Source organism: Variovorax sp. efr-133-TYG-130 (assembly GCF_030208835.1).
In the GTDB taxonomy this organism is placed as follows: domain Bacteria; phylum Pseudomonadota; class Gammaproteobacteria; order Burkholderiales; family Burkholderiaceae_C; genus Variovorax.
The window spans coordinates 258,949-281,068 of the sequence record NZ_JARVTD010000003.1 but is presented as its reverse complement, the minus strand read 5'-3'; the positions used below and the strand labels follow the sequence as shown (position 1 = coordinate 281,068).

The following is a 22,120-nucleotide window of genomic DNA, read 5'->3' as shown; positions in this document are numbered from 1 at the left end:
TCACCACGGCGTTTCAATGCTTCAAGAAGAACGATTCCTGCGCATCCGCAGCCTGCTGGCCACTTTTTCCCGACTCAGCGTCGACCGCATCGTGCAGGATCTTGCGGTGTCTCGCGAGACCGTGCGCCGTGACCTGCTCGAGCTGGAGGGCCTGGGCGAACTGCGGCGCGTGCACGGTGGCGCCATTGCGACCGGCGTGGAGCCCGAGCCGCCCCTGGCCGTGCGGCTGGTGGCGCGGCAGCGCGAGAAGCGCGCCATCGCCAAGGCTGCGGTCACGCTGCTGGCACCGGGGCAGACGGTGTTCCTCGACGCGGGCAGCACCATGTCGATCCTGGCGGAAGAAATTGCCGCGCTGAGCGGCATGACGGTCATCACCAATTCGCTGAGCATCGCGCTCAAGCTCGAGGGCTCCAGCGAGGGCCGGCTGACCGGCAACAAGACCATCCTGCTGGGCGGAGAGATCGACGTGAAGACGCAGGCCACCTGCGGCGACATCACGGTGGAGGCCATCCGCCGCTACCGCGCCGACGTGGCGATGCTGTCGCCCGTGGCACTGCACGCCAGGCACGGCGCCATGAGCTTCGAGCACCACGAGGCGGCGGTGGCCCGCGCCATGGCCGAACAGGCCCAGCAACTGGTGCTGCTGGCCGACCACGCCAAGATCGGCCAGGCCAGCCGCGTGACCTATGCGAGCACGGAAGACATCGACGCGATCGTCACCGACGCCAAGGCGCGCACGCTGCCCGCCCTGGTGCCGTTGCGCAAAGCCTGCGAGCGGCTGCTGATCGCCTGAGCGCGAAAAAGCGGCGCTCTACGGAATGCTCCGCGCCACCACGCCAAGGTCGCGCCAGGCCTCCGGGTGGCAGCTGAACACCAGTATCTGGTGGCGCGTTGCCGCGTCGTACAGCACGCGCTTCATCTGCTTCAGGCGCTCTTCGTCGGTGTTGACCAGCGCGTCGTCGAGGATCAGCAGGGTCGGCTTGCGCGCTTCCTTCAGCAGGTCGGCATAGGCCAGCCGGGCGACCACGCCCATCTGCTCGCGCGCGCCGACGCTCAGCTCTTCGAACTCGCCGCTCTGTGCGCCGCGCAGGCCCTGGCGGGTGATGCGGCCCGGCGAAAGGTCTTCGCCGACTTCCACCTGCGCCCCCGGAAACAGGATCTGCAGGTAGTGATCGAGGTGCTTCTGCAGCGGCGCCCGAAGACGGCGCGCCAGGGCCGATCGCTTTTCGCGCAGCAGCCTGAGCAGATGGTCGAGCGCCTTCGAGCGGCGCTCGAATTCCGCGCACCGGCGCGTGGCGTGGTCGAGTTCGCGCTGCTTCTCGGACGCGGCTTCTTCCAGGCCCGCCGCGCCCTTCACCTGAAGCTCCACCTCGAGGCGGGTGATGTCGTTCGCACGCTGGCTGTGCGCAGCCTCGGCCTGCTTCACGCTGCGCTCCAGCCGCTCCACGTCCTGCGACAGCACGGGCAGGTTGACGGTCTGCAGTTGCTGCGCGAGTTCTCCGACCTTGTCCTGGATGGCCGAATGCTGCGCCAGCGCGTCGGTCAGCGCCGCGCCGGCATCGGCCTTGCGGCCGGCGCGCTGCGGATCGCTCAGGGTGGCCTTCACGGCGGCAAGCTCGGCCTCGGCGGCGTTCACCTGCTCGCGCGCGTTGCCGGCCGCGACCTTGGCGTCGTTCAGCGCGGCGGATGCATCCGACAGCGCGGCGCGGGCGGCGCCCTCCTCCGACTCTGCCTGTGCAATCGGGGTGGCCGGCGCATCGGTCGATGCCGGCATCGCCTGCAGCACCTCCCGGGCTTCCACGAGCCGTGCTTCGCGCAATGCGATGTCGGCGGCCAATGCGCTCAGGCCCTTGGGCGCCAACGCAGCCAATACAGCCACCGCCGCCGCGGCTTCGCTCTTGCGCGATGCCTGCAGGCGTTCACGCTCTTCGACGGCCGCCACGCTTTCGGCGCGCAAGGCTTGCAGCCGCTCGGCCAGTTCGTCACGCGCGCGATCGCGCTCGATGGCCAGTCCTTCCAGGTCGGCGCCGCCCGGCAGCACCGTGATGCGGCCGACACCCGCAATATCGATTCCGGTGCGCGCGATGACGGTCTGGCGCGTCGACCCTGACACCGCCGCGCCCGCCACGCGCACATCTGCGCCGGGCAGCAGGTCGAATTCCAGTGCCGTGGCTACCGTATCCAGCTTGGCCTGCGCTGTGCGCAGCGTGTCCGCGCAGCGCTGCAGGCGCTTGAGTTCGCCATCCGGCACAGCGAGCGACTGCGCTTCGGCTTGCAGCCGCGTGACCTTGTCCTGCTCACCCTTCGCCTTCGCGTGGCTTTGGGTGAGGGCCGCGAGTTGTTCTGCCAGGCCTTCGACGGCTCTTTCCTGCGCGGTGCGTGCCGCCGCCTGGCGCGCGAGCCGCAGGGCTTCCCGTGCAGCCGAATCGGCCTGCGCCGCCGCTGCGTGGCGCGGCTCCCAGGCCTGCAGTTCTTCCAGGGCCTTGGCGAGGCCTTCCCTCACCGTCAGCAGATTCTTTTCGCGCTGCACGACGGTCGATTCTTCCCGCTCCATTGCCTGCAGCTGGGTGCGCAATGCGTTGACCTGCACCGTGGCCTGGCGCAGCGCGGCGTCCTGCGCGGCCTTGCGGTCCGCCAGCCCCTTGGCCTCGTCCAGGCGCTGCTGCGCACCGGCGAGTTGCTCGCGCAACGCGGCCCAGGGGCGCGCTGCCTCGTCGCGCTGGTGGTCGCGGCGCAGGCTTGAAAGGCGGTCGACGCCCGATTGGTAGGCCTCGATGTCGACACGCAGCCGCTTCAGTTCGCCGTCGAGCTCATCCCTGAGCCTGATCGCATCCGCATACGCGCCACGCGGCGTGCCCGCGGCGGGCGTGAGCAGCTCGTTGCGCTCGCTTTCCACCGCTTTCAGCACCGCATCGCCATTGCTCGACGCCAGCTCGCCCAGCGATTCGCCCAGCGCATTGCGCAGATGGTCGCTCGCGAAGCCCACCGCGCTCGAGATGTCGTGCGAGGTGCCCTGCCGGATCCACAGCAGCCCCGGAATGCCCATGTGCTCCGGCGTGCTCGCGCCCTTGCCCGGAAACTTGAACCCCAGCAGCGCCGCCAGATGGTCTTCGGCCACCGCGCCGTCCATCGCCTTGCCGTCGATGCTGAGTTCGCAGCGCTTCTTGCCGAGAAAGGCCTTGGTCAGGCGGCAGGGCTTGCCGTCGAGCTCGAAATCGAGTTCGACCGTGGGCGTCGCCGAGCTTTCGCCCCACGGCCGCAGATGCTCCACCGCGCTGGAGCGGTGCCGCTCGAAGAACGCGGCGCGAATCGCTTCGGCGACGGTGGACTTGCCCGACTCGTTGGGCGCCGCGAACAGGTTCAGCCCGTCGGTGAGGCCATCGATTTCCAGCGGCGCCCGAAACAGCTTGAAGTTCTCGATGCGAAGGCGTTGCAGCTTCATGCTCATGCGGCGGCTCCCGCGCGCGGTGCCTGCGCGTCGAGGATGCGTGCCAGCGTCAGCAGCGCGTCGCGAGCCAGTTCGGCATCGGCGCCGTCCTGCTGCGAGCGCAGGTCTTGCAGGGCCTCGCCGACGAAACCGTCGGCATGCAGGGCCTGGATGTCTTCTTCTGTCGGTTCGAGGCGCAGCGCCTCGCCGTCCCACACCAGCGCGCGGGCCCGGGCGCGGGCCGCGTCGAGCGCGGCGCCGAGCCTGTTGTGGCCACCGAGGTCGCAGCTGCCTTGCGCGCGCAGCTGAAGCACGTCGTTGGCGCCCACGAGGTTCAGCTTTTCCACCAGCTCGTCGATGTCGGAAGCCACGGACAGGCGCGGCTCCCATTGCTGCCATGCATATTGGCCGGTGCGCACCCGCTCGACCTCGGGCAACGCGCCGGCGCCGGCGATGGTCACCAGCAGCGCCTGCCCGGAGTCGTTGGCGCGAAAGCGGTCGGTCTCGGGCGTGCCCGCGTACCAGGTCCGTTCGTCGGTCTGGCGCGTGCCGTGCCAGTCGCCCAGCGCGAGGTAGTCGAGCCGGGCCTGCGCCGCGCGGTCCGCCGCGATGGGGTTGGCCGAGTCGATGTCTTCCGAAAGAATGCCCTGCACGCAGCCGTGCGCCAGCCCGATGCGCGGCAGGCCTTCTTCTTCGACCGAGGCCGACGCGAACCAGTCGGTCAGGTCGCCATAGGTATGGCGCTGCGTGAGCGGCGCGGGCAGCAGCGTGAACTTGCCGGCCACGGTGCGCGGCACCGGCTCCAGGCAGCAGACCACGTTCGACGGCACCGCGCCGAGCCGGGCGGCGCGGCTCCAGACCGATTCACCGAGGGCGGAGTCGTGGTTTCCGGGAATCAGCAGCCACGGCCCCGCAAAGCCCTGCATCGCGTTGAACATGCGGCGGATGGTCTTGTCGGAAACCGTCTGCAGGTCGAACACGTCGCCCGCCACCAGCACCGCATCGACCGCACGTTCGCTGGCAATGGCGGCCAGCCGCTCGACCGCCTTGAAGCGGGCCTCGAACAGCGCCGCGGCGTCGTCGGGCTCGAACTGCGAGAACACGCGGCCGATCTGCCAGTCCGCGGTATGGAGCAAAGAAATCATGCGTGGCCCTCCCTTTGCCTCTCGCGTCTTCCGGTCGTCTCAAAAACAGCGAGCATCTTAGATGCCCGCGATGTACGGCGACACGGGGGATGGGGCCTCCTGGCGAAGGCGCGCGCTTTCAGAAGGAGATGGTGGGCCTGTCGAACGGCCCCGCGCATTCATCGGCCAGCGCCACGGAACGCGCGACCTGCTCTGCGATCTGCTCGCGCAAGGGCTGCCAGCCGAGGCTGAACGGAACCAGCAAAAACCATTCAGCGGGAAGCAGCGCCAGCAACGTGCCGACGAGCAACCAGTACGTGAGTTCCATGTAGTACCCCCTAAACGAATGAGGGCGCGAGTCTGCGCCCTCCGGGGAACCGGGAACATCCCCAATCCGTGGGATAACTTTCGGTCGAAATGCCCCGGCCGCCTACCGCGCCGGCAGGTACTGCCGGGGGTCGACGGCCTTGCCGCGGTACCGGATCTCGAAGTGCAGCTTGGGGTGGCCGGCATCGGCGGTGCCGATCTCGGCGATCTTCTGGCCCCGCTGCACGCGCTGGCCCTGCTTCACCAGCACCGAACGCACATTGGTGTAGACCGACATGTAGGAGCCGCCGTGGTCGACCATGAGCACGCTGCCGTAGCCGCGCAGCGTCTCTGTGACGGCCACCGAGCCGTTGCCGATGGACACCACCGGGTCGCCTGTGTTGCCGCCGATGTCGATGCCCTTGTTGCTGGAGCCGTTGAAGCCCGCCACGACCTGGCCCTGCGCGGGCCAGCCCCAGTCGCTGCGCCGGGCGGCTGGCGGAACGACGGGGTCGGGCTCGCGCGCGGCGGGACGCGGCGGCGGCCTCTGGCGGTCGGCACCGCCGGCCCTCGGCGGCGGCGGCGGCGCGGATGCATCCGGCGACGGCGCCGAGGCACCGCCCGGCGGTGCCACGCGCAGCACCTGCCCTGCTTCGAGGCGGTCGGGGTCCTGGAGATTGCTCCAGCGGGCGATGTCGCCGGGCGAGCGGCCGATCCTGGAGGCGATGCGGTAGAGCGTGTCGCCGGGCTGGACCACATATTCGCCGGGGCCCGCCACCGGGGCTTTCGTCGTGGAGCACGCCGCCAGCGTCAATGCCGCGATCAGCGCGATGACCGCGCACCAGTTCCTGCCTGTCACAACCACTAGCCGTTCCTTTTTTCCTGAAGACGTTCGAGCCTACCAGCAGTGGCTGAAGGCCCGTCGCGCCCGGGGCTGGACGGCGGCGGCTGCGCGCTGTCAGTTCATGGTGCGCCTGGCGATGCACATCAGGGACAGCGCGCTGTCAGGCGCGCGCGGGTCGCGGCCCGACAGCCGGTTGCCCATGCGGTATTTCCATTGCGCCGGGCCGACCTCGCCTTCCAGGGCCCGGGCGCCGATCTGGTGGTTGTGGGGATGAATGCGGACCTCGAACCCCAGCGGCTCCAGCGTTCGCCTGAACAGTTCATGCGTCACGCCGTCCCCTGGGCGGTGGTGCAGTTCGGTCTGCAGCCCGCAGGACTGCTGGCTGCCTGTCTTGTGAAACCCGTGCCGCGTCACGCGGTAGATCCACAGGCGCGCGTCCCACATCCATTTCGCCAGGCCCTTGTAATCCCATGCGGTCAATTGCGGGTCGTGGTCGGTAATGAGCAGGCCATTGGGTTTCACCAGCCGCGCGCCTTCGCTCAATACCGCCGTCATGTCGTCGCAATGGTGCAGCGAAGCATTGATGGCCACGATGTCCGCCACGCGCGAACGGAACGGCGTATGCGCCGCATCGGCCAGCACCGCCGTGTAACCCAGGCGCGAAGCCATTTCCAGCGAGCCGCCGGCCACGTCCACGCCGACCAGCATCCTGGGCTTGCCGCCGAGCGTGGCAAAGACATTGCCGGGGCCGCAACCGAGGTCGATGACCACCTTGTCCGTCCAGTCGCCGCCCGCTGCGAGCCACCGGCTCCTGAAATGCGCATCGCGATGGCAGAAGTCCAGATATTCCCTGGCCCAAGCCTCATTGCCGAAATAAATGGCATTGGCGGTCAATCCAGGCGAATTGTTCGGAATAACCGACTCGTAATAGAGACCGCGGCGCTGGAGAACTACATCGGGTAATAAGATGTCGTTGAGCATTGGAGGCTTTCAAATATTGCTTCCGCGCATGTGCGTATGCCCCATTGAGTTTTGTTCGTTTTTCTGTGCTGTACAGCGGTTTTTTATTCGGTTACACGCTCCACCAATTAATAACAGCCTGCTTTTAGGGCCGGGTTTCATTTTGCGAGCGTGCGTGCGGTGCGTTTTCCGCATCTCTCCCTCTGTGGGCAATGCCTTGCGCTGGTCTCCCTGACGCTCCCGCCGCTGCGGCCGATTCGGCGCCCTCTCCCTCTCGGCATCCCCATGAGTACCCCGCTTCGGAGCGCGCCTGCCGGCGCCCGGAGGGGTGTCCCATCACCTGCTTTTGCCCTAAACGGCGCATCAGTTACCCAGGACTGGACAGTTGCGGTAGTACGTTTCAGAAATAACTATGTCAATCTGTAACGTAGATCGAAAGTACCCACATCGGCTTGGGGAAACACCCTAGGATCGAGACACGAAAAAACACAGGGTGCAAATTCAAAGCCTCAATTGAGTCACTGGCCATTCGGCCTATTCAATTGGTTCCATCGTATTTCTTTTCGGGTAATTACATGGAAATTCAATCTGTTTCGACGTCACGGCACAGCGCTCCAGACACGCTTCTGGAAGATCTGTTCGTGCCGCGGGCGAACCCGGAAACGCCGGGCGGGCGGCACGCCGTCTCCCTGTCCCTCGCACCCGACTTCCTGCAACGCCGGGCACAGGCGTCCGCAACCGGTGGCCAGTTGCCCGACACCCTGTTTGCCGGCGCGTGGCTGCTGCTGCAGTCGCGGTGGCTCGGTGTGCTCTGGCCGGTGCTGCATGAACTGGCAGGCGCCAAGGCGTTGCACACGTCCACGACCGTGGCCTTCGACGCCATCTGCCCCGCGGGCACCTGGATCGCGGAACTCGATGCCGCCCGTCGCGCGGCGAGCCCTGCGGCCACCGGCGCGCAGCCGCCCGTCTCGCTGTGGCTGCGCGATGCCGCCGACACGGCCAAACCCGACGCCCGCCTGCGCCTCTGGCTCGACGAAGCCTCCGGCTCCCTGCATATGGATGTGGCGGCGGCCTTGATGGACATGGCCTGCGCCGAGCGCCTGCTGGCCGCACTCGCCGACACCGCCGCCGACCTGCTGGCCCGCCCCGATGCCGCGCTGGACGACATCCGCACCCTGCCCGTCGCCGACAGCCACGACCAGCTCGTCCGCTGGAACACGCCACCGTCGGCGCTCGACCGCACGCTCACCGTCACCGGCATGTTCCGCCGCCAGGCCGCCGCCGCCCCCGAGACCATCGCGGTCGCCGAAGGCGACGTGCGGATGAGCTACGCCGAACTCGACCGCCGCTCCGACCAGCTCGCGCGCCACCTGCAGCAGCTGGGCGTGCGAAGCGGCGACGGCGTCGGCCTGCTGCTCGACCGCTCGCTGGGCGCCGTCGTGGCGCTGATCGGCATCCTGAAGGCGGGCGGCGCCTATGTTCCCGTGCCGACCGACTTTCCGCCCGAGCGGATCGCCTACATGTTCGCCGAGGCGCAGGCCCGGCACGTGATCACGGCGCAAGCCTTTCGCCATCTCGTGCCGGCCGAACAACGCGTTTTGCTGCTGGACGATGCCTTGGACAACCAAGAACGCAGTTCATGGAATGAACCGGCCATCGACGGCGAATCGGTCGCGTACGTCATGTACACCTCGGGCTCGACCGGTGCGCCCAAGGGCATCGAGATCTGCCACCGTTCGATCCTGCGGCTGGTGGTCGGCGTGGACTATGTCGAGCTCGCGCCGGGCCGCGCCATGCTGCATGCAGCTCCGTTGGGTTTCGATGCGGCCACGCTCGAAATCTGGGGCCCGCTGCTCAACGGCGGCTGCTGCGTGGTGCACGACGAACGCGTGCCCACCGGTGCCGGCCTGGCCCGCACCATCGCGCGCCACGACGTGCATACCGCCTGGCTCACGGCCGCGCTGTTCAACGCTGTCATCGACGACGACCCGGTCCACCTCGCCGGCCTGCGCCACCTGTTCACCGGCGGCGAGGCGCTCTCGGTGCCCCATGTGCGCCGGGCGCTCGCCGCCCTGCCCGGCCTGGCACTGAGCAACGGCTACGGCCCGACCGAGTGCACCACCTTCGCGACCACGCACCGCATCGCGCCCACGCTGCCGGCCGACACCCGCTCCGTGCCGCTCGGGCGTCCGATCAAGGACACCGTGCTGCGCGTGCTGAGCCCCTCGATGGCGCTGCTGCCCTCCGGCCTGGTCGGGGAGCTGTGCATCGGCGGCCACGGACTGGCGCGCGGCTACCTGCGCCAGCCCGAACTCAGCGCCGACCGCTTCGTGCCCGATCCCTTCGGCGGTCCGGCCGACCGGCTCTACCGCACCGGCGACCTCGCGCGCTGGTTGCCCGACGGCACCATCGAATTCATCGGCCGCCGCGACGGCCAGGTCAAGATCCATGGCCACCGCATCGAGACCGGCGAGATCGAAGCCGCCGTCCTCGCCCACCCCGGGGTGCAGTCTTGCGCGGTGGTCGCCCGGCCCGATGCCGATGGCCAACTGCGCCTGGTGGCGTACCTCGTGGCCCGGGGCCCGAAGCTTTCGTGGCAGGCGCTGCGCACGCACCTCGCGGCCCGCCTGCCGGCGGCGCTGGTGCCTTCGGCGCAGGTCTGGCTCGATCAACTGCCCGTCACGCCCAACGGCAAGCTCGACCGCCGCGCGCTGCCCGAGCCCGCCGCCGGCCGCCCCGAGCTTTCGCAGCCCTACGAGGAGCCGCATGACGCCGTCGAGCAGCAGGTGTGCGAAGCCTTCGCGCGCGCGCTGCGCATCGACAAGGTCGGGCGCAACGACAACTTCTTCGACCTCGGCGGCGATTCGCTGCTGGTGCTGCAGGTGCTGGGCGAGCTGAAGCGCGACACCGCGCTGCCGCTGTCGACCAACCTGTTCTTCCGCGACCCGACGCCGAAGGCGATGGCCGCACGGCTGCGTCCTCCGGCGGAGGCACCCGTGCAGGCGGCATTGCAACCGTCCGCCCCGCGCGCCGCCGCGCCGGCTTCCGACGCGGTCGCGCTCATCGCCACCGCCGGCCGCTTCCCCGGTGCCGCCGACGTGGAGCAGTTCTGGGACAACCTCGTTGCCGGCCGCGACACCATCACCTTCTTCGACGACGCCACGCTCGACGCCGGCGTGAGCCAGGCGCTGCGCAGCGATCCGTCCTATGTTCGCGCACGCGGCGTGATCGACGGCATCGAGAACTTCGACGCCGCCTTCTTCGGCATCGGCCCCAAGGAAGCGCAGCTCATGGACCCGCAGCAGCGGGTGTTCCTCGAGATCTGCTGGGAATGCCTGGAGCGCGCCGGCTACGTGCCCGACGCCGCGCCCGGCCCGGTCGGCGTGTATGCCGGCATGTACAACGCCACCTACTTCCAGCGCCACGTGAGCACCCGGCCCGACCTGGTGGAACCGGTCGGCGAATTCCAGGTGATGCTGGCCAACGAGAAGGACTACATCACCACGCGGGTGGCGAACCGGCTCAACCTCACCGGCCCGGCCGTCAGCGTGCACACCGCCTGCTCGACCTCGCTGGTGGCCGTGGCCCACGCCTTCCACGCGCTGCGCACCGGCCAGTGCTACATGGCGCTGGCGGGCGGCGCATCGGTCACCTGCCCGCCGCGCAGCGGCTACCTCTACAACGAGGGCTCGATGCTCTCGCCCGACGGCCACACGCGCAGCTTCGACGCGAAGGCCCAGGGCACCGTCTTCAGCGACGGCGCGGCCGTGGTGCTGCTCAAGCGCCTGGCCGACGCGCAGGCCGACGGCGACACCATCTACGCCTTGCTGCGCAGCGCCAGCGTGAACAACGACGGCGGCGCCAAGGCCAGCTTCACCGCGCCCAGCGTGGACGGCCAGGCCGCGGTGATCCGCGCCGCGCTGGCGGCGGCCGAGGTCGACGCGCGCAGCATTTCCTACGTGGAGGCGCACGGCACCGCCACGCCGATGGGAGACCCGATCGAGGTCGAGGCGCTGGCCGTGGCCTACGCCGAGCACACCGACGCGCTCGGCTACTGCACGCTGGGCTCGCTCAAGAGCAACGTGGGCCACATGGTCACGGCCGCCGGCGCGGCGGGGCTCATCAAGACGGCGCTGGCGCTGCACCACGGGCAGATCCCGCCGACGGTGCACTTCGAGACGCCCAACCCGGCGATCGACTTCGCGCGCACGCCCTTCCACGTGAACGCCAGCCTGCAGCCGTGGCCGCGCGGCGACCTGCCGCGCCGCGCGGGCGTGAGCTCCTTCGGCGTGGGCGGCACCAATGCGCACGTCATCGTCGAGGAAGCGCCGCCGCGGCCGGCGTCGCCCATCGCCGCCGGCGAACAGGTGCTGCCGCTGTCGGCACGCTCGGAAGCAGCACTGGCCGTTGCCTCCGAGCAGCTCGCGGCGCACTTGCAGGCGCATGCCGAACAGCCGCTGGCCGACGTCGCCCACACGCTGGCGGTCGGCCGCAAGGCCCACGCCTTCCGCCGCGTGGTGGTGGCGGCCGACACGGTGCAGGCCATCGAGGCGCTGCGTGCCGCCGATTCGCCCTGGCGCGCCAGCGGCCGGCTTGCCTCGCGCGCGCCGCAGCCGGTGCTGATGTTCCCGGGCCAGGGGGCGCAGTACGCCGGCATGGGCAGGGTGCTGCACGCGGCCGACCCGGTGTTCGCCGCCGCCTTCGACGATTGCATCGATGCCATGGCCGGCACCACCGGCTTCGACCTGCGCGAGCGCATGTTCTCGGACGACCCGAAGGCGCTGTCGCCCACCGCCGTCACCCAGCCCGCGCTCTTCACCATCGAATACGCCCTGGCGCGTCGGCTGCTGGCCACCGGCGTGCGGCCCCATGCGCTGATGGGCCACAGCGTGGGCGAGTTCGTCGCCGCGGTGCTTGCGGGCGTCATGCGGCTCGAAGATGCGGCCCGGCTCGTCGCCCGGCGCGGCGCGCTCATGCAGGCGCTGCCGGCGGGCGCGATGCTGTCGGTGCGCATCGGCGCGGCCGAGCTGGAGCAAAGGCTGGGCGCCTCGCTCTCGCTCGCCGCCGAGAACGGTCCCACGGCCTGCGTCGCCGCCGGCCCCTTCGAGGCCATCGCCGCATTGCAGGCCACGCTGGAAGCCGAAGGCATCGCATGCCGCGCGCTGCAGACATCGCACGCTTTCCACTCCGCCATGATGGACGGCGCCGTCGCGCCCTTCGAGGCGCTGGTGGGCCAGGTGGCGTTGAATGCGCCACAGACGCCGATCTTCTCGACCCTCACCGGCCGGCTGCTGGAGGTGCAAGAAGCCACCAGCCTTGCCTACTGGGCGCGGCACCTGCGCGGCACCGTTCGCTTCTCGCCGGCCGTGCGCGCCGCGATGGAACACGCCGCGCAGCCGCTCTTCATCGAAGCCGGTCCGCGCAACACCCTCTCCACGCTGGTCCGCCAGCACGGCGCGAGCGCTGCCGTGCCGCTGCTGCACGGCGAGCCCGCCGACGAACAACGCACGCTGTGCCTGGCCGTCGGCCGGCTGTGGACCTGCGGCGCGGAAGTCGAGCTGTCGCGCCTGTCCAGCCGCACCGGCGCCCAGCGCGTGCGCCTGCCGACCAGCCCGTTCGAACGCAAGCGCTTCTGGGTCGACATCGCCGCCGCTCCCGAAACCGGCGGGGCCGCCGCGACCGCCGCTATCCCCGCCGCACCTCTTTCAGTCTCGCCCGCCCCTTCCGCCACACCCACACCTTTGGAGCCGATCGTGACAGCTGCAGCGACCTCGCCTCTCCCTTCCTCCGCGTCCTCCCCTCCCGTCGATGCGCGCCTGCGCGCCTTGTTCGAGGACATCTCCGGCATCGACATGGCGCAGGCGGAAGGCCATGCGCCCTTCGGCGAGCTCGGCCTGGATTCGCTCACGCTGACGCAGGCGGCCACCCAGATCAAGAAGCACTTCAAGGTCAACCTGAGCTTCAGGCAGCTGATGGAGAACTACCGCTGCTTCGACGCGCTCTCCGCGTTCCTGCGCGAGAGCCTGCCGCCCGAAGCCGCGCCGGTCGTGGCGCCCGTTGCGGCGGCTGAAGCGCCCGCGGTGCAGCAGCCCGTTCAAGCCCCGGCGCCCGCACCGGTGGTTTACGCCCCGATGCAAGGCAACGCGGCCTCCAGCCCGATCTCCCAGCTGATTGCGCAGCAAATGGAATTGATGCGCCAGCAGCTCGCCCTGCTGTCGGGCACCGCGCCCGCCGCGCCGGTCATGCCGCAGGCAGTGCAGGCGCCGGCCGCCGCCGCACCGGTCGCGGCGGCGGCCCCCGCCGCCGACGAGCCCGCGCCGTCGAAGGAGCCGCTGCGCTACGACGTCGCCAAGGCCTTCGGCGCCATCGCCCGCATCCACACCCAGCGCACGGCCGAGCCCAGCGGCCGCCAGAAGGCCCGGCTCGCGGCATTCATGCGCCGCTACATCGAGCGCACCATCAAGAGCAAGCAGTTCACCGAGGCCAACCGCTCGCACATGGCCGACCCGCGCGTGGTCAACGGCTTCCGCCCGGTCACCAAAGAGATCACCTACCAGATCGTCATCGAGCGTTCCAAGGGCTCGAAGATGTGGGACCTGGACGGCAACGAATACGTCGACGCGCTCAACGGCTTCGGCATGAACATGTTCGGCTGGCAGCCCGACTTCGTGCAGGACGCCGTGCGCAGGCAGCTCGACGCGGGCTACGAGATCGGCCCGCAGCACCCGCTGGCCGCCGACGTCACCGCGCTCATCTGCGAGCTCACGGGCAGCGACCGCGCCGGCCTGTGCAACACCGGCTCCGAGGCCGTGATGGCGGCGCTGCGCATCGCGCGCACCGTCACCGGCCGCAGCACGGTGGTGGTGTTCACCGGCTCCTACCACGGCACCTTCGACGAAGTGCTGGTGCGCGCCGGCAAGGGCGGCAAGGGCCTGTCGGCCGCGCCGGGCGTGATGAGCGGCATGTTCGGCGACATCCGCGTGCTCGACTACGGCACGCCGGAGGCGCTGGCCTTCATCCGCGACAACGCCGACGACCTGGCCGCCGTGCTGGCCGAGCCGGTGCAAAGCCGCCGGCCCGACTTCCAGCCGCGCGAGTTCCTGCACGAGGTGCGCGAGATCACCGCCAAGAGCGGCTGCGCGCTGATCTTCGACGAGGTCATCACCGGTTTCCGCACCGCGCTGGGCGGCGCGCAGGAGCTGTTCGGCGTGCGCGCCGACCTCGCCACCTACGGCAAGGTGATCGGCGGCGGCTTTCCGGTGGGCGTGATCGCGGGCAAGCGCGAGTTCATGGACGCGCTCGACGGCGGCCCGTGGCAGTACGGCGACGACTCGATCCCCGGCGTCGGCGTGACCTATTTCGCCGGCACCTTCGTGCGCCATCCGCTGGCGCTGGCCGCGGCCAAGGCCTCGCTCCTGCATCTGAAGGAAGCCGGCCCCGCGCTGCAGGCCGGGCTCACGGGCAGCACCAGCGCCATGGCCGCGGAAATGTCGGCCTGGTGCAAGGAGGTCGGCGCGCCGATCGAGATACGCCACTTCGGCTCGCTGTGGCGCGTGAGCTGGCTCGAAGACCACCCGCTGCAGGACCTGCTGTTCGCCATGATGCGCAGCCGCGGCGTGCACATCCTGGACAACTTCCCCTGCTTCCTCACCAGCGCGCACAGCGCCGAGGACATCGCCTTCATCCAGCGCGCCTTCAGGGAATCGGTCGCGGAGATGCAGGAATCGGGCTTCCTGCCGCGCCGCGCCGCGGTCGTGACCAGCTTCGACGTGCGCAAGCCGGCCGAAGAAGGCTCGGTGCTGGCGCGCGACGTCGACGGCCAGCCCTTCTGGTACGTGCCGGAGGCGCAGACCGCGCACACGGCGCAGGCATTCACCCACCACGTCAATGGAAAGGCCGCAGCATGAACGCCGTCCTGCGCCCCGAGACCGACACCGGAACGGGCCCCGCCACCAGCGGGATCATCGAGTGCGTCATCCCGACCACCGAATCGCAGCGTGAAGTCTGGCTCGGCGCCATGCTGAGCCCGGAGGCTTCGCTGGCCTACAACGAATCGGTGCTGCTGCGCCTGCACGGGCCGCTGAATGCGCAGGCGCTGGGCCTTGCGATGGCCGCGCTGGTCGAGCGCCACCAGTCGCTGCGCGCCACCATCTCGCCGGACGGCACCTGCATGCTGGTCGGCCAGGCCCCGGCCGAGCCGATGGGCATGATGGACCTCGCCAAGCTCGACCCGCCATCGCGCGAACAGGTGCTGGCGTCCGCGCACAACGCGGCGGTGTGCACGCCCTTCTCGCTCGAGCACGGGCCGCTGTTCAGGGCTGTGCTGTATCGCCTGGGCGAGGACGACCATGAACTCGTCATGTCGGCCCACCACGTGGTGTGCGACGGCTGGTCGTGGGCGGTCATCACCGAGCAGCTGGGCCACCTGTACGCCGAACAGATCGGCCAGGGGCTGCGGCTGAAGGCCGCGCCGTCCTATGCCGACTTCGCCGCGGCGGAAGCCGCCGAAGCCGCGCACCCCGACATGCAGCAGCACGTGGACTACTGGCTGGAGCGCTTCTCGGGCGGCACGCCGCCCGTGCTGGACCTGCCGCTGGACCACCCGCGCCCGGCCGTGCGTACCTTCACGTCGCTGCGCGCCGAACGCACGCTCGACCGCCGCCTGGTCACCGCCATGCGCTCGGTCAGCAGCAAGGCCGGCACCAGCCTGTTCGCCGGCCTGCTCGGCGCCTTCGTCGCCACGCTGCACCGGCTGACGGGGCAGGACGACATCGTGGTCGGCATTCCGGCCTCGGGCCAGCTGGCGCGCGACATGCCCGGCCTGGTGGGCCACTGCGTCAACCTGCTGCCGCTGCGCGTGAACGCACACGCGCATCTGCGCTTCGACGCGCTCATGAGCGAATGCGGCACCGCCGTGCTCGACGCCTTCGAGCACCAGTCGCTGACTTACGGCGCGCTGCTCGGCCAGCTCTCGCTGCAGCGCGACGCCAGCCGGCTGCCGCTGGTGAGCGTGATGTTCAACGTCGACCCCGACGTGGCGAGCGGCACCGACAGCTTCGTCGGGCTGTCCGTCAGGCAGGACACCGTGCCGCGCCAGTACGAGAACTTCGAGCTGTTCCTGAACCTGCGCCCGCTCGAAGGCGGGCTGGTGATCGAGGCCCAGTACAACACCGGCCTGTTCGACGAAGTCAGCGTGCAGCGCTGGCTCGACATGTTCGAGTGCGTGCTGCGGTCGGCCACGCGCGACCCGTCCGAGGCCATCGGCCGGCTCGAGGTGCTGTCGACCGAGGCCTCGCTGGTGCTGGCCGCGCTGCAGCCCGCGCCCACCGAGCTGCTTGGCGACCCGCTGGCGCATGCCGGCTTCGTGGCCCGCGCGCTGCTGCACCCCGAGCGGCCGGCACTGCGCGACGGCGCGCGGCGCAGCACCTACGGCGAGCTCGACGCGCAGTCGAACCGGCTGGCGCATGCGCTGCGCGAGCGCGGCATCGGCCGGGGCCAGCACGTGGGCCTGTGCCTGGAGCGCGGCACCGACATGCTGGTAGCCTTGCTGGCGGTGCTGAAATCGGGCGCCGCCTACGTGCCGCTCGACCCCGCTTTCCCGCAGGCGCGGCTCGACCACTACGCCGAAGACGCGCGGCTCGGCCTGCTGCTCACCACGTCCGACATCGCGACGGCACCGCGCCAGTGGCGGGTCGACGCGAGCCAGCACATCTTCGAGATCGACCGCGACACCGCCTGGCAACAGGCCCCCGCAACAGCGCTCGAGCCGGGCGAGCTCGACGCCGGCGCCGAAGACCCGGCCTACGTGATCTACACGTCGGGTTCCACCGGCAAGCCCAAGGGCGTGAGCGTGCCGCACCGCGGCGTGGCCAACCTGCTGCAGTCGATGCGCGTGGAGCCCGGCATCGGCGCGGCGGACCGCATCGCGGCCGTCACCACGCTGTCCTTCGACATCGCCGTGGCCGAGCTGCTGCTGCCGCTCGCGGCCGGCGCCGAGATCGTGATGGTGCAGCGCGAGACCGCCATGGACGGCAACCACCTGCGCGCCCTGCTGGAGGAAGAAGACGTCACCATCCTTCAGGCCACGCCCGGCATGTGGCAGCTGCTGCTCGACGCCCAGTGGCCCGGCGCGCCCGGCTTCCGGGGCTGGATCGGCGGCGAGCCGGTGCGCCCGCGCCTGGCGCTCGAGCTGCTCGACCGCTGCGAGCAGCTGTGGAACGTGTACGGCCCGACCGAGACCACCGTGTGGTCGACCGTGTGGAACATGCAGCGCGACGTGGTCGCCTCGCGCGGCGTGTCGATCGGCCATCCGATCGACAACACCCAGGTGTGGATCCTCGACGCCGAGCTGCGCCCCTGCCCGCTCGGCGTGCCCGGCGAAATCTGCATCGGCGGCGACGGCGTCACGCTGGGCTACCACGACCGGCCCGAACTCACGGCCGAGCGCTTCGTCACCGCGCGCATCCTCGGCCATGCCACGCCCCTCTACCGCACCGGCGACCGGGGCCGCTGGCGCAACGACGGCCTGCTGGAGCACATGGGCCGGCTCGACTTCCAGGTGAAGGTGCGCGGCTACCGCATCGAGCCCGGCGAGATCGAGGCCCGCTGCAACGAGGTTGCCGGCGTCTCGCGCAGCGTGGTCGTGGCGCGCGAAGACAACCCCGGCGACGTGCGACTGGTGGCGTACCTCGCCCTCGCGCCGAACGCGGCGGGCGCCGCCTTCGACCTCGAGGCGCTGATGCAGCACCTGCGCGGCAGCCTGCCGGCTTTCATGCTGCCGCAGCACGTGGTCACGCTCGCCAGCCTGCCGACCCTGCCCAACGGCAAGCTCGACCGCGCCTCGCTGCCGGCACCGCAGGCCGTGCCGCGCGAAACCATGCAGCGCGGCGCAGGTCCGCGCACCGACAGCGAGCGCAAGGTGCTCGCTGCCATGGAGCAGGTGCTGAGCCTGCCCGGCCTCGACATGAAGGACGACTTCTTCACCATGGGCGGCCATTCGCTGCTGGCCGCCCGGCTGGCCACGCTGCTGAGCCGCGAGTTCCAGATCACGCTGCCGCTGCGCACGCTGTTCGAGGCGCCCACCGCCGAGCGGCTGGCAGTGGCCGTCGAGGCGCTGCAAGGCACCGGCGCCGGCGAGCAGGTGCCGCTGCCCAACCGGCCTGACCGCACCACCGCGCCGATGACTCCGTCGCAGGAGCGCATCCGCTTCATGGAAGAGCTGCACCCCGGCCGCTCGGTCTACAACGCGCCGTCGGCGCAGCGGCTGCTGGGCGAGTTCGATGCGGCGCGCTTCGAATCTGTGCTGCGCGAGATCATTCGCCGCCAGCCCGCGCTGCGCACCAGCATGGGCACCGACCCGCGCACCGGCGAGCCCGTCCAGTCGATTGCGCAGTCTGTGGATTTCTCGCTGCCGGTGATCGACCTGCGCGACCTGCCCGCCGACCAGCGCGAGGCCGAGCTGGCCGAGCAGATGCAGGAGCTGGCCGACCGCCCCATCGACATCCACCGCGCGCCGATGGCGCATGCGGCGCTGTTCAAGCTCGACGAGCGCGACCACGCCTTCGTGTTCGTGCCGCACCACCTGGTGTGGGACGGCTGGTCTTTCGACCTGATGCAGCGCGAGCTTTCCGCGCTCTACGACGCCGCCGAGCGCGGCCGCGCGCACGGCCTGCCGGCCATTGCCACCACGCACGGCGACTACGCCGAGTGGCTCGCCCAGTGGATGAAGGAGCCTGCGTTCGAAGAGCAGATCGGGTTCTGGCGCAAGCGCTTCGCCGCCGCGCCCCTGCCCCGGCTGCCCAACACCGACATGCCGCGCCGGGCGGGCAAGAGCGGCCAGGGCGGCACGCAGTGGATCCACATCGACCTGGCGGCCACGCAGCGGCTGCGCGAAGTGGCGCGCGGCATGGACGTGACGCTCAGCATGCTGACCTTCGGCCTCTATGCGCTGACCATGGCCCGCACCATCGGCTCGGACGCCATCGTCATCGCCAACCCGGTGCGCGGCCGCCAGCAGCCGGAGACCGAGGACGTGATGGGCGTCTTCAACAACGTGCTGCCGGTGTCGCTGCAGATCGACATGCGCCAGTCGCTGCCCGAGTTCATGCGCTACGTGAAGCAGGAGCTGCTCACGCTCATGAACTACCAGCAGGTGCCGTTCGAGCGCCTGATGGCCGAGCCCGGCTCCGGCGGCCAGGCCAAGGCGTCGGGGCCGTACCAGTCGATGTTCTCGTTCCAGGACGCGCGCGACCGCTCGCGCCGCCTGGGCAGCCTGCAGACGCGGCAGATGCACCTGATGCAGCGCGGCGCCACCGACGACATCGGCGTGTGGCTGATGGACAAGCCGAGCGGGCTGGAAGGCGCGCTGATCTACAACGCCGACATCTACCTGCGCGAAACCGGCGCCCAGCTGCGCGAGCGCTACCTCGAACTGCTGCATCGCGCCGGCGACAGGCCCGAGGCCAGCCTCGACTACATCGCCAGCGCCGAAGGCTCGACCAGCGCCGCCTACCTGCGCAAGCTCGCGGCCGACACGTCGCGCGCCGAGGCGCCGGCCGGTGCGGCGGGGGGCGCGCCCAAGGCCAAGGCCGGGCTGATGAACCCCGAGCAGGCGCAGCTGGCGCAGGTGTGGGCCGGCGTGGTCGGCATCGACGTCAACGACATCCGCGCGAGCGACAACTTCTTCGATCTCGGCGGTGATTCGCTGCTGGTGCTGCGCGCCGTGCAGCAGACCGAACTGCTGCTGGGCTACCGCGTGGAGCCGCGGCGCTACCTGTTCGAGAACCTCGGGCAGATCGCCGCCTCGTCCACCTTCCAGCCGGTGAACACGACCGGCCCGGACAGCATTCCGTCGGAACTCCAGGGCCTGCCCGCCGCCGCCACGCCGCCGCGCGGCGGCCTGCTGGGACGCGCCTTTGGCGGCTGGCTGCGCAAGAGCTGAGGAAGAAGAAAGAACGCCATGACAAGCGCCTCCCTCGCACGCTCCATTGACGCATCGGTCTGCCGCTACGTCGACCTGGACGAGTTCACCGACCTGCTGCCCGCGCAGATCCTGTCGCAGCACGAGTGCGAGCGGGCGGACGGCTTCCGGTTCGGCAGCGACCGGCAGCACTTCGTGGCGGCGCACATCGCGCTGCGGCAGGTGTTGTCCGCGCACACCGGCCTGCCGGCGGATGCGCTGGACTTTGCCGTCGGCGCCTTCGGCAAGCCTTCGCTGCAGGGCCGCCCGCGCACGCAGTTCTCCATGAGCCATTGCCAGGGGCTGGCGCTGATCGCCATCGGCGGGCGCGGGCCGCTGGGGGTCGACGTCGAACTGCTTCGCAAGGTGCCCGACGCCGCCGCATTGGCCGCGCGGCATTTCACGCGGCGCGAGAACGAGGCCCTGTCCGCGCTGCCCGAGCACGAACGCGACCGCGCCTTCCTGACCTGCTGGACCCGCAAGGAGGCCTGCCTGAAGGCGATCGGCGTGGGCATGCTGGTGTCGCCGCAGAGCTTCGAGGTGGGGCTGGAGCCCGATTGCCGCAGCGTCGAGCTCTCGGTGGCCGGGCGCATCCTGTGGCTGGTGCTGGGCGCCGCGCCGCCGCGCATGGACTGCGTGGGCGCGATCGCCGAATGGCGCGAGACCCAGGGCCGCGCGACCGTGAGCGGTCCGATGGCGGAGGCACGGGCATGAACTCCCTCGCGCTCATGTTCGGACCGGCGTCGCGCCAGCTGTTCGGCATCTTCCATCCCGCGGAAGACACCGGCAGCGCGGAAACCGCCGTGCTGGTCTGCCCGCCCTACGGCGCCGAGGGCCTGCGCACGCACCGCTTCTTCAAGGTGCTGGCCGAGCGCCTGGCGCGCGCCGGCATCGTCACGCTGCGCTTCGACTTCTACGGCACCGGCGATTCACCGGGCGACGAGCGCCAGGGCGAGTTCGAAGGCTGGCGGCGCGACCTGTGCTCGGCGCACGAGGAACTGCGCCGCCGTGCGCCCGGCGCGCGCATCGTCTGGGTCGGCGCCCGGCTCGGCGCCACCCTGGCCGTGCTGGCCGCGCGCAACGGGCGCTGCGACCCGGTGCGGCTGGTGCTCTGGGAGCCGGTGATCGACGGCCGGCGCTACGCCCGCTTCCTGCGCGAGCAGCACGTGGCGGCCGTCGACGCCACCTTCTGCATCCCCGACCTCTCATGGCGCCGCAACCTGCTGCGCGAGCCCGACGCCGTGCCGGAAGAAGCGCTGGGCGCCTCGCTGTCGAGCACGCTGCGCGCGCAGCTCGCGGCGCTCACGCCCGACGCGCTGCAGCTCACCGCGCTGCACGACACGCTGGTGCTGGCGCAGCCGGAAGACGAATACACGGCGCAATGGGCCGCCGAGCAGCAGTCGCGCCACATGCCGGTGCGCCTCGCGTACTTCAAGCACCGTCTCGAGTGGACCGCCGACCCCTATCCCAACAGCGCGATGGTGCCGGCGGACGCGCTCAACCGCCTCCAGGGAGCTCTTCATGAATGAGATGACGCAAAGCCCGGTCCGCTTCGGGCAAGGCGAATCGCTGGTGGGCATGCTCACCACGCCGGCTGGCCAGGGCGCCGCCGCGGTGGGCTGCCTGATGCTCAACATGGGCGCCAACCACCGGGTCGGCCCGCGCCGCATCAACGTCAAGCTGGCGCACCTGCTGGCGGCGCGCGGGGTGAGCAGCCTGCGGCTCGACCTGGGCGGCGTGGGCGACAGCGACGCGGCCGACGCCAGCAGCGACCTGCGCACGCGCGCCGTGCAGGACCTGCGCGCCGCCATGGACCTGATCGAGAACAGGCTGGGCATCCGGCAGTTCGTGATCGTCGGCATGTGCTCGGGCGCGGAGCACGCCATGTCGGCCGGCGCGGCGGACACGCGCGTGATCGGCATCTCGATGTTCGACGGCTTCGCCTTCCCCGAGCGCCGCACGCGCTGGGAGCGCACCGTGCGGCGCGCGCTGGCCGCGCCGGTGCACCCGTCGTTCGCGGGCAAGGCCGTGCGCTGGCTCAAGCGCCGGGTGCTGCGCATCCAGACGGGAAACAAGCCGCTGCCGGGCTTCTTCACCGAGGAAAGCTCGCCCGAGGCCACCGCCAACTGGTTCGCCGCCACCATGAAGCAGCTGGCCGAGCGCAAGGTGGCGATGCAGCTGCTGTATTCGGGTTCGCTGCATGTCTGCGACTACGACCGCGACCAGCTCGGCGCCTTCCGCCATGCGCCCTTCGCGCAATCGCTCCAGTACGAATTCATGCGCGAGGTCGACCACACCGTCTGCACCGAGAAGGGACAGCAGCTGTTCCTGCAGTCGGTGGGCGACTGGGTCGCCGAGCGCTGCTTCGGCGCCAGCACCGAGCGGCGCAGCGCCAGCCGCGCCGCGGCAGGCGCCGGGCGCGCCATGCCCGCCACCCTGGCCGCTCCCTGAGCCGGCCAAGCCCGACCCACCCCGCACAGAACCGTTCACACCGGCAGTCA

General features: G+C 70.4%; 11 protein-coding genes. 6 read left to right on the top strand and 5 right to left on the bottom strand.

Going from position 1 to position 22,120, the window contains the following annotated elements; genetic code table 11:
* The first annotated feature begins 16 nt into the window (after positions 1 to 16).
* Complete coding sequence (locus QRN67_RS03400) at positions 17 to 793, top strand: DeoR/GlpR family DNA-binding transcription regulator (RefSeq protein ID WP_081269541.1); 777 nt, start codon at positions 17 to 19, stop codon at positions 791 to 793.
* Between the two features lie 18 nt (positions 794 to 811).
* Here QRN67_RS03400 and QRN67_RS03395 read toward each other — a convergent pair whose 3' ends face one another.
* From QRN67_RS03395 to QRN67_RS03375, 5 genes are all read right to left on the bottom strand, one after another.
* Positions 812 to 3,448, bottom strand: a complete 2,637-nt coding sequence (locus QRN67_RS03395; protein ID WP_285410475.1) for an AAA family ATPase — start codon at positions 3,446 to 3,448, stop codon at positions 812 to 814.
* Entirely contained in the window at positions 3,445 to 4,572 is a 1,128-nt protein-coding gene (locus QRN67_RS03390) for a metallophosphoesterase family protein (RefSeq protein ID WP_285410473.1), read from the bottom strand. The genes QRN67_RS03395 and QRN67_RS03390 overlap by 4 nt, the downstream gene beginning before the upstream one ends.
* Positions 4,573 to 4,690: 118 nt before the next feature.
* The gene (locus tag QRN67_RS03385; protein ID WP_285410472.1) at positions 4,691 to 4,879 is read right to left on the bottom strand and encodes a hypothetical protein; all 189 of its coding nucleotides are present in this window, start codon (positions 4,877 to 4,879) and stop codon (positions 4,691 to 4,693) included.
* 102 nt (positions 4,880 to 4,981) lie between these two features.
* Complete coding sequence (locus tag QRN67_RS03380; RefSeq protein ID WP_285410470.1) at positions 4,982 to 5,716, bottom strand: peptidoglycan DD-metalloendopeptidase family protein; 735 nt, start codon at positions 5,714 to 5,716, stop codon at positions 4,982 to 4,984.
* 99 nt (positions 5,717 to 5,815) lie between these two features.
* Positions 5,816 to 6,682 (bottom strand): class I SAM-dependent methyltransferase, encoded by an 867-nt coding sequence (locus tag QRN67_RS03375; protein ID WP_285410469.1) that lies wholly within the window; start codon positions 6,680 to 6,682, stop codon positions 5,816 to 5,818.
* A 554-nt stretch (positions 6,683 to 7,236) separates the two neighbouring features.
* Between QRN67_RS03375 and QRN67_RS03370 the strand changes: the two genes are divergently transcribed.
* Genes QRN67_RS03370 through QRN67_RS03350 form a run of 5 tightly spaced genes read left to right on the top strand, consistent with a single transcriptional unit; the run spans position 7,237 to position 22,070 of the window.
* A complete protein-coding gene (locus QRN67_RS03370) occupies positions 7,237 to 14,568 on the top strand; it encodes an amino acid adenylation domain-containing protein (protein ID WP_503010864.1) in 7,332 nt (2,443 codons plus the stop codon).
* Complete coding sequence (locus QRN67_RS03365; protein ID WP_285410466.1) at positions 14,565 to 19,601, top strand: non-ribosomal peptide synthetase; 5,037 nt, start codon at positions 14,565 to 14,567, stop codon at positions 19,599 to 19,601. Before QRN67_RS03370 ends, QRN67_RS03365 begins: the two co-directional genes overlap by 4 nt.
* Before the next feature lie 18 nt (positions 19,602 to 19,619).
* Positions 19,620 to 20,333 carry a 4'-phosphopantetheinyl transferase family protein gene (locus tag QRN67_RS03360; protein WP_106934504.1) on the top strand — a complete coding sequence of 238 codons (714 nt, stop codon included), beginning with the start codon at positions 19,620 to 19,622 and terminating at the stop codon, positions 20,331 to 20,333.
* Complete coding sequence (locus tag QRN67_RS03355; protein WP_285410463.1) at positions 20,330 to 21,148, top strand: serine aminopeptidase domain-containing protein; 819 nt, start codon at positions 20,330 to 20,332, stop codon at positions 21,146 to 21,148. Before QRN67_RS03360 ends, QRN67_RS03355 begins: the two co-directional genes overlap by 4 nt.
* Entirely contained in the window at positions 21,141 to 22,070 is a 930-nt protein-coding gene (locus QRN67_RS03350) for an alpha/beta fold hydrolase (RefSeq protein WP_285410461.1), read from the top strand. Before QRN67_RS03355 ends, QRN67_RS03350 begins: the two co-directional genes overlap by 8 nt.
* Positions 22,071 to 22,120: the final 50 nt, after the last annotated feature.